The following is an 8,296-nucleotide window of genomic DNA, read 5'->3' on the forward strand; positions in this document are numbered from 1 at the left end:
GCCTTGATCAGCGGGGTGCCCAGTTCGATGATGTCAACGTGCTCGGCAACCTTGCCGGCCAGCTCGAGGGCAGCTTCGGTGGTCAGGAGGTCGATAGCAACTTGGAGCTTCATGATGGTGTTTTTCTTTCTGTAAAGGGAACTGCAATTGGGTGTTGAAAATCCGGGGTTTTGAGGCGCAGGCCCCGGTGGCCCGGGGTTGGCTGTAACTCGGGGTTGGCTGTTACTCCAGGTTGGCGTGGCGCAGCCACAGCTCCTCCGCCGGCTGGGCGTCGTTGTCCCACAGCGACTGGAAGATGGCCTCGGTAGCAACGAAAAGTACCTGCTCGAAGAGGGACCCGGCATACTGGCGCGAAACACTGGTGCCGTGGTCAGTCTTCTGGGCGGCAGGAATGACCACCACTGCGTCGGCAAGGCCGGCGAGCGGGGAATCCGGATTGGTGGTGAACGCAGCAATTCGCGCTCCGGCCTTCGCAGCGGTTTCCGCTGCCTTGACCACTCCGGAGGTGGTTCCCGATCCGGAGGCTACCAGCAGCAGGTCGCCGGAGCTGATGGCAGGCGTGGTAGTGTCGCCGGCGACGTGGACGTTCAGGCCCAGGTGCATCAGCCTCATCGCGGCCATGCGCAGGACCAGACCGCTGCGGCCGGCGCCCGCGACGAAAATGCGGCCCGCCAGGCTGATGTGGCGTGCCAGGCTGGCTACCTGCTGTTCATCGATTTTGGCCGCCGTGGCCGCGATCTCGTCCCTGACGAGGGACAGGTTGCGGACAATGTCGTCTGTGGTGCTGTACACAGTGCTCGTCGCGGTTGCTGTCGGATTCACGATTGTTCCCTTCGATTCGGCCATCGGCCTGTGCCGGCCGACTGGATGCTTGCTGGTTGATATCCATGATTGCGAAGCAAACGGGCAGGGGTAACACTGTTTTCTGACGGTTCTGACTACCCTTAAGGATTGGTAGCCGGCCCGGAGTGGGTAGAGCGGCCGAAAAGGTTGCAAAAGGCTCTCCAGCACAGCAAAGCCCTTTAAGTACTCCTGGACTGTAGTATTGGCCCCAACCCGTAGCCCATCCTCGGAGCGCAGACTTTTGTCCTCGCCGACCCCCTTCGAGTCGCAGATATATCGGTCCCTGCCCGAGATTGAGCGGGCCGATGCGATTGTCGACAGAATTTCCACGGCCATCTCGCTCGGCCTGCTCAAGGTGGGTGAACGTTTGCCCCCCGAAGCGGCACTCTCGGAAATGTTCGGGGTCGGCGGTGCGACCCTCCGCGAGGCGTTAGGCGCCCTGCGCGAGCGGGGAATCGTTGAGACGCGCAGAGGTCGGAGCGGAGGATCATTTGTCGTCCGCCAGCCCCAGAGCCAGACCGACGCCATCCGGGAATGGTTCCTCTCGACGTCCATTTCTGAAATACGCGACATCGGAGACGAACATTCGGCCATCGCCGCCACGACAATCCGGCTGGCATGCGAACGCGCGGAAGCACACGACTTCGAGCGTCTCCAGGAACTTGCGCGCGCACTGGTTTTGGCCAGGACCCCTGAGGTCCGGGCATCTGCCGACAGCCGCTTCCATATTGAGCTGGCAGTATCAGCGCAGTCACCCAGGCTGGCGAACGCCGAAATCCGGCTTCAGGAAGAGTCAGTTCAACAGTTGTGGGCCCCCCTCGGTGTACCACTTGACCCCGAAACGGCAACCGCAGAACACTTGGAGTTGGTCCGGGCAGTGGCCCAGGACCAACCCGAAAGGGCCCAGAAACTGGCACTTGAGCACATCAGACGGAATATCTTCCACCTCATAGACACGAAACTGACCCTCGGTTACAGCCAATCAATTCAGGAACCCAATGAAGCCCGACACTGAAGTCGTACATGCTGCCAATGCCCTCACTTCGTGGACCAACGGCGTCTCCACAGAGATCGAGGAACTTTCCAGAAACGTTGCCTCGCTGCTTGAACGAAATCTCGTCGGCAAGTCCAAGGTTGATAAGGCTGCCTTGGCCGGGCTGGATAAACTCTCACAGGAGTTCCTGGCGAAGAACGCTTTTGCCGTCGGCGCCGGAACGTTCTTCTCCCATGAATCGGTTGAGGAGGGCGGCCGGCCCTTGGAATGGTGGTCCCGTAAGGAATCCGGTGCAGTCGGCAGGCTGGATTTTGACCTGACCCCGGGCAGCAACAGGTTCTACGACTATGAGAAGCTGCCCTATTTCTCGACTGCCGCCTCCACCGGTAAACAGACCCTTTGGGGCCCGTACATCGACTATCTCGGCTTCGAGGAATACATTCTGACGTTCACTGCACCCTTTTACGTCCACGGAACCTTCACGGGCGTCGCGGGATGCGACATCCGGCTCAAGGACCTGGAACCGCTCATCATGCCTCACTTGCGCGGCATCCCGGGCGATGCCGCCCTGGTCAACGCCAGTAACCGTGTCATTCTCGGCAACTCCGGGATGTACCTGGTTGGCGAGCGGATCAAATCCGGCTCTCCGCAGCAGCAGCGTATGGCACTGGATGTCCCGCACCTGGGGCTCTCGTTGATCTACACCGCTGCCCACTAACGCCCTCCGCCAGGCGGCGAGACTGACGCTCCAGCTAACCGATGGAAACCTTCAGTTATGCAACTTTATTGCCCCGCACCGGGCGCGAGCGTTCCAAGGGGCCGAATTGCGCATGAGCGCCTGCTGCTCCAGCGACCGTGCTGCATCCGGTCCGTGGCAGACGGTCAGGGGAAGCGACGTCTTGGCCGAAAAAAAGCTATTGAATTGCAGCTTTAAGGAGTAACCTTCGAAGTGATCTGTTTCACAGGAGGGCCTAACGCGGGGGGGTGCGCCGCAGGCTCGGAAGCCTTCAGCTCGAAGAATCCGGCGCTAAATAGCCGGCCCGCCGAGGTTGGAGAGGGATTCACCGATATCGGTTTGCTTTCAGGCAGTTCACTGTCGAACGACACCTGAACCAGCAGCGGAACGCGGACGAAGGTGTCGCATTCGGGAAGAGCTTCCTCAGCCGGCCTGCCACTTACGCAGGACCTGGACAAGAATCTGACAACTTTTACGTTGTTTAAGGGAGATTGTTATGAGTGAAAATCGTATGGATGGGGGCGACGGCCTGGAAAGGTCGATTGACTGGAAGCAGGGTCTGGCCATTGCACTGGGTGTGCCCCTGCTGATTCTGCCCTCTTTGGGCTACCTTCCGATGTACTTATCGGCCGCTGCAATCCTTATTTGGGGGCTGTCGGTCATTCAGGGCTTCTTTCAGAACGCCGCCTACGCTGAAATGGCCACCACATTTCCCAAGGCTTCCGGCCTCCCGGGTTTTGCGCAGCACGTATTTCGCACTGAGAACTACCAGGGCAAGTACGACAAGAGCAAGCTGATCGGAGGCTTCAGCGCCTGGAGCTATTGGTTTGCCTGGACGCCCGTACTGGCGATCTTTTCCATCCTGGTCGGCAGCTACCTGCACGGGCTCTTTCCCGTGCTGGGCGAATTGTTTACCGAGAACCAGCTCGCCCTGATGACAGGCGTGGTCATTTTCGGAGGGTTGTTCGTGGTCAACTGGTTCGGCCTCAAGGACGGCGCCACCCTGGGTTACATCCTGGCTGCGTTTTCCCTGATACCTCTGATTGTCCTGACCGTGGCGCCTTTTGCCACCGGACACGTTGAGCTGACCAACATCACAGGCAGCTGGCTGCCCGCCGACTGGTCCTGGGACATGCACCACATCCTGATTCTCCTGGGCATCTTTGCGATCGCGCAGTGGAGTGCCTGCGCCTGGGAGACGGCAGCCATCTACGGCCCCGAATACAAGAATCCAGCCAAAGACGTTTCCAAAGCGCTCTTCGCCTGCGGCATCATCTGCTTCTTCTCGTTCGTACTGGTGCAGGCTGCAGTTATCGGCGTGCTCGGTATCAACGGCGTACTGGACGAACCAGTGTCGCCCCTGATTCCGGTCGCGCACGCCGTCTTCGGCGAGGCAGGTTCCATGATCACCATCATCATGCTGATCGCCGCCATGGTTCTGATCATCCAAACGGCATACCTGGGCTCCTCCCGCGCCATGCACTCCATGGCGGTCGAAGGCAACCTCCCCAGATCTCTGGGCAAAACGAATCGCCACGGCACTCCCTTCATTGCCATGCTGGTCATCGGCGCCTTCAATCTGGTGCTGATCTTCATGGGCAACCCAGCAGCAATCGTCGCGGCATCAGCCATTGGTTACACCTGCGCAAACGGCATCAGCCTGTTCGCCTATGTCAGGGCCAAGAAGCACCCTGCCTTTGCTGCCCTGGAACGGCCCTTCAAGGCACCCAGAGGCTGGAAAAACGTCGCCATGCTCTTTGGCCTGTTCAATCTGCCTCTGTGCCTGGCCGGCGTGGTCTACCTGAACAGCCTGGAGATCGGCTGGACCCCGACCTGGGTCGGCTTCATCGTGCTGGCGCTGTACGTACCCATCTGGTTCTACTCCCAGAATGAAACGAGGCGCGCGAACCAAAAAGCGGCCACGGCTCGCGCGTTAGATCATGGCGCCGCGGATCTGGAGAATGCCTCCAGCCCGCAATGATCTGAGGTGACAAGGACAGGAAGGCGAGGCCGTTATCCAAACGGCCTCGCCTTCCTGCGCTTCTACGACCGACTGTGCCCGGCTGCGGCCAGCGCAGCCATCTCCAGCGAATACTTCCCAGCAGGAGGTTTCAGCCGCTCAGGGCTAGCTCTTCCCCAGGCAGGCACACGTTCGCTCGCATCCAGCAGCGACGACGGCTTAACGCCTAAAATCGTCACCTTCCGCCGTAATAGTGACCCATCGCACAGATTTATATAAAAAAGGCTGGACTAGAGGAATTCCGAAGAGTAGGTTTGCTTTTGGGACGAAGATGCGTGACCGGCATCACACCAGCAGGCCTCGGAGCGGAGCTCGGCTGGCCATCCTGGAAGCAGAGGATGCCGGGGTTGCAGATCCCACCCGGAGTTCTAACCGGGCTTGAGGTGACCATCAGCGCAGTTTTGACATGCACCCGAAGACGAACAGTTCCAACAAAGACGAACAGTTCTGACGAATCATTCCACCACTATCCCCACAGGAGCCACCATGGAAACCACCCTCGTAGGAACACTCAGCAAGGCCGGATCCATCCACAAGGTAGTAGGCGGCTACGTTGGCCTGCCCTCCATGAACGAACCTGGAACGGTTGCCGCAATCGGTGACTCGCTCCACAACCCTGAGGGGTCCGTCATGAGCGCCGGCTTCTTCGAGCTGAAGGCTTCCGAACCCCTGGTCTACACCTACACCTACGACGAGATGAAGGTCGTCGTAGCCGGCGAGTTCATCCTCACCGACGAGTCTACGGGCGAAGTGACGCACGCAAAGGAGCGCGACGTGCTGTTCTTCCCGAAGGGCACCACCGTTAAATTTGAGACCCCGGAGTACGGCCTGGGGTTCTTCACCGGCCACCGCTCCTTCGCCCCGTAAGGACCGACCATGCGTTCCGCGTCCATGCCGCCGGCAGCAGGCACAGGCCTGGAACCTGGTTTCCGCGGTGTCATCTGTGCGTATTTTGGCGCCACAGGTGACACCGCGGGTCACTACACCGGTGTCCAACCCAGGCATAATCTTCGTTTCAAAGCTGCAGATCCCGAGGCCCTCACGGAGCTGAGGTCCGTACTCGGACGTTCGCACGTCGGAGTACGCCTCGTACTCGCCGGCCCCCCGGCGGACATCCGCGCAGCCGCGGCCGCCGCCGCGGAATGCGGGCTGCAGCAGGAGGAGCTCACCCTCCTGAGTGACGAAACTGCCCCCCGGGTCATTTACTGCCCGCATTGCCACGCGACCACCACGACAGCCCGGCCAGCCGGCTCGGAGGTGCAGTGCCGGGGATGTGCCACCAGCCTGGCCACCACAGATCATTTTTCCCGCCGAATGGGCGCGTACCTGGGGTACTCAGCCCACGCCGAGGAGGCATCATGACTATCACGGCGCTCCCGATCACTGCCCACCCGGCGGTGGAGGGTGGCCTCCAACTGGAGGTGACGGACGTCAGTCCGCAGACTGAATCAATTGTCAGCATCACGCTGGCTGATCCGTTGGGGGCACGCCTTCCGTCCTACGTTCCAGGCAGTCACCTGGTGGTCCAGTACGGCAGCGGCGTGAATGCGTATTCGCTCACCGGGTCGGGCAACGGCCCGACTGAGTACACCATCTCCGTCCTCCGGGTGGAGGACGGTGCCGGTGGTTCGGTGGCCATGCACCAACTCGGTGTCGGCGACCGGGTATTTGTCTCCCGGCCCCGCAGTGCCTTCGCCCCGGCCTCGACGGCAACGCACCATCTGCTGATCGCGGCCGGCATCGGCATCACGCCGGTCCTCTCGCATGCGCGTTCGGCTGCCGACCGGGGCACCACCTCATCCCTGATCTACGTGTACCGGCCTGGGGCCGGAGCCCACGTGGCGGAAGCCAGGGACCTGCTGGGAGAAGGCCTGACCGAGTGCAGCGACCGCAACAGTTTCCAGAAGGTCCTCACCGAACAACTCATGAGCCAGAGCCTGGGGACCCACCTCTACGTCTGCGGCCCGGTTGCCTTCATGGATTCAGTCCTTGACCAGGCCCGGGAGCTGGGATGGCCGCCGGCGAGGCTGCACTCGGAAGCCTTCGGTGCGGCTGAACTGGACGACGGCGAGCCGTTCACGGTGAATTTGGTCCGCAGCGGACTCAAGCTTGACGTGCCGGCTGGCGTGTCGTTGCTGGAAACGCTCGAAAAGGCAGGGAAAACCATCCCCAACATGTGCCGCAAGGGCATCTGCGGCGAGTGTGTCCTGCCGGTCCTCCGGGGAACTCCGCAGCACCGGGACCTCTACCTGACAGACCAGGAAAAGTCCGAGAACACCACAATGATGTGCTGTGTTTCACGCAGCGAAGACCCAGAATTGGAGTTGGACCTTTGAGCATCACTCTCGACAAAGAAACTGACACCGCCCTGCCGGAGCGCATCAGGCGCTTTCCCTTCCCCTTTATCGGTGACCAGTACCGTTACAGCGCCAACGTCGAACCGGCCAACAAGAACGTGCCGACAGACGCCGGCGCGTGGGGAGCCGGGCTGATCGACATCGACGAGTTCTACCACCAGGAACTGGCCGATCGTGAGGCGATCCTGGCCCGCGACCCCTCCCGCGTGGCGGTCCTTCCCCACATGCGGCCCGCGGTCTGGGATACCATCGCGACCCTGCTGCCGGCGATGGCCCAGGAAAATCCGGAGATCATGTCCTTCCACCGTGAAGGCAACACCTGCCGCTGGCACAACGGCCTGCAGAACCTCGACATCGAGTTCACCATCGGCGACGACGACTCCCTGCCCGTGGAGCCCATACGCTTCCTCGGCAGCCAGATCCAGGACGACATCGTCCTGCTCGACGTCCGGGACAACACGATGTGGCTCGACGCCGGCCTGGTCACCTTCGCCGCGGACTGGTCCTTCAATTTCGACGTCGGCATGAGCTTCCTTGAAATCCACGGCCCCGTCCCGAGGCTCAAGGAAGAAAACATCATCACCCGCGCGGAACAGTTCCTCATGCGCCTGCAGCCCGGCGAACAGTTCCGCCGGACCAACTGGACCATGACCGTCGGCAACCGCCTGGACACGTCCACCGAGACCTACCTGGAGTGGGGTCCTGACCGCGGAACCATCGCCACCGACCCCGACATGCCCGACAAGCTGCACCTCCGCGTCGAAGTCCAGCACCTGATCCGACTCCCCCACACCGGCGTCCTGCTGTTCCTGATCCGCAGCTATCTCCTGCCCCTCAGGGACATCGCCAGGGTCCCATCCTGGCGCGAAAAGTTGGGCCACGTCCTCGCAGAGCTCCCGGAAGACATGGCCGAATACAAGGGCATCATCCGCTACCGCAAGGCAGCGTCCGACTGGCTGCTGGCCGGCTAACAGCCCCAATCCCACCCGGACGCTTTCGAAAGTAATTCATAAAAAAAGCTGGACTAGATGATTTAGATGCCGTAGCTTTTTCTACACGGACGGAATGTAGTGGCCGGCATCACATCACCGGGTCAGAAGCACAGCCTGGCCGGCCACTCGAAGCAGCACCAGAGATGAACAGTTCTGACGAAGACGAACAGTTCTGAGAATCCGGGTCATTTTGGCCCCAACACCAACACCAACACCAGGTAGACATCCTCATCCTGTCAGGGACTTATCTAGGAGAATTAGCATGACTGTCGATATTGAAACTTCAGCTGTTGTCGGGGTTTCGCACCCGTTGGATCCGTTGTCGCGGGAGGAGATTTCGCGTGCGGTGGCGGT

At 60.8% G+C, this 8,296-nt stretch carries 9 protein-coding genes; 7 read left to right on the forward strand and 2 right to left on the reverse strand.

The window, feature by feature from the left end:
* Together ACFTSA_RS24095 and hxlB are read right to left on the reverse strand one after the other, a co-directional pair.
* Window positions 1–113 (reverse strand): orotidine 5'-phosphate decarboxylase / HUMPS family protein (locus ACFTSA_RS24095; protein WP_377954624.1); only part of this gene is annotated, 113 nt, incomplete at its 3' end.
* Window positions 114–222: 109 nt separating this feature from the next.
* Entirely contained in the window at window positions 223–822 is a 600-nt protein-coding gene (gene hxlB / locus ACFTSA_RS24100) for a 6-phospho-3-hexuloisomerase (RefSeq protein WP_377954613.1), read from the reverse strand.
* A gap of 262 nt (window positions 823–1,084) precedes the next feature.
* Here hxlB and ACFTSA_RS24105 point away from each other — a divergent pair, with 262 nt between their 5' ends.
* The 7 genes from ACFTSA_RS24105 to ACFTSA_RS24135 all read left to right on the forward strand — a co-directional run bounded on the left by ACFTSA_RS24105 (window position 1,085) and on the right by ACFTSA_RS24135 (window position 7,921).
* Window positions 1,085–1,858: a GntR family transcriptional regulator gene (locus tag ACFTSA_RS24105; protein ID WP_331568633.1), complete on the forward strand. Its 774-nt coding sequence runs from the start codon at window positions 1,085–1,087 to the stop codon at window positions 1,856–1,858.
* Window positions 1,842–2,555: a cache domain-containing protein gene (locus ACFTSA_RS24110; RefSeq protein ID WP_377954615.1), complete on the forward strand. Its 714-nt coding sequence runs from the start codon at window positions 1,842–1,844 to the stop codon at window positions 2,553–2,555. The genes ACFTSA_RS24105 and ACFTSA_RS24110 overlap by 17 nt, the downstream gene beginning before the upstream one ends.
* A 514-nt stretch (window positions 2,556–3,069) precedes the next feature.
* Entirely contained in the window at window positions 3,070–4,554 is a 1,485-nt protein-coding gene (locus ACFTSA_RS24115) for an APC family permease (RefSeq protein ID WP_377954617.1), read from the forward strand.
* 525 nt (window positions 4,555–5,079) lie between these two features.
* Window positions 5,080–5,460, forward strand: coding sequence for a cupin domain-containing protein (locus ACFTSA_RS24120; RefSeq protein ID WP_377954619.1), 381 nt, complete (start codon window positions 5,080–5,082; stop codon window positions 5,458–5,460).
* A gap of 24 nt (window positions 5,461–5,484) precedes the next feature.
* Window positions 5,485–5,955, forward strand: coding sequence for a dimethylamine monooxygenase subunit DmmA family protein (locus ACFTSA_RS24125; RefSeq protein WP_377954626.1), 471 nt, complete (start codon window positions 5,485–5,487; stop codon window positions 5,953–5,955).
* Complete coding sequence (locus tag ACFTSA_RS24130; RefSeq protein WP_377954621.1) at window positions 5,952–6,929, forward strand: PDR/VanB family oxidoreductase; 978 nt, start codon at window positions 5,952–5,954, stop codon at window positions 6,927–6,929. The genes ACFTSA_RS24125 and ACFTSA_RS24130 overlap by 4 nt, the downstream gene beginning before the upstream one ends.
* On the forward strand, window positions 6,926–7,921 hold the full coding sequence (locus ACFTSA_RS24135) for a DUF3445 domain-containing protein (protein WP_377954622.1): 996 nt from the start codon (window positions 6,926–6,928) through the stop codon (window positions 7,919–7,921). Before ACFTSA_RS24130 ends, ACFTSA_RS24135 begins: the two co-directional genes overlap by 4 nt.
* Window positions 7,922–8,296: the final 375 nt, after the last annotated feature.

The organism is Arthrobacter sp. NPDC057013, from assembly GCF_042674585.1.
Taxonomy (GTDB): Bacteria; Actinomycetota; Actinomycetes; order Actinomycetales; family Micrococcaceae; genus Arthrobacter.

What these genes read in the sequence shown, in the direction of transcription:
- ACFTSA_RS24110 (WP_377954615.1), top strand. Translation starts at nt 1,842, where the DNA reads ATGAAGCCCGACACTGAAGTCGTACATGCTGCCAATGCCCTCACTTCG.
- ACFTSA_RS24115 (WP_377954617.1), top strand. Translation starts at nt 3,070, where the DNA reads ATGAGTGAAAATCGTATGGATGGGGGCGACGGCCTGGAAAGGTCGATT.
- ACFTSA_RS24120 (WP_377954619.1), top strand. Translation starts at nt 5,080, where the DNA reads ATGGAAACCACCCTCGTAGGAACACTCAGCAAGGCCGGATCCATCCAC.
- ACFTSA_RS24125 (WP_377954626.1), top strand. Translation starts at nt 5,485, where the DNA reads ATGCCGCCGGCAGCAGGCACAGGCCTGGAACCTGGTTTCCGCGGTGTC.
- ACFTSA_RS24130 (WP_377954621.1), top strand. Translation starts at nt 5,952, where the DNA reads ATGACTATCACGGCGCTCCCGATCACTGCCCACCCGGCGGTGGAGGGT.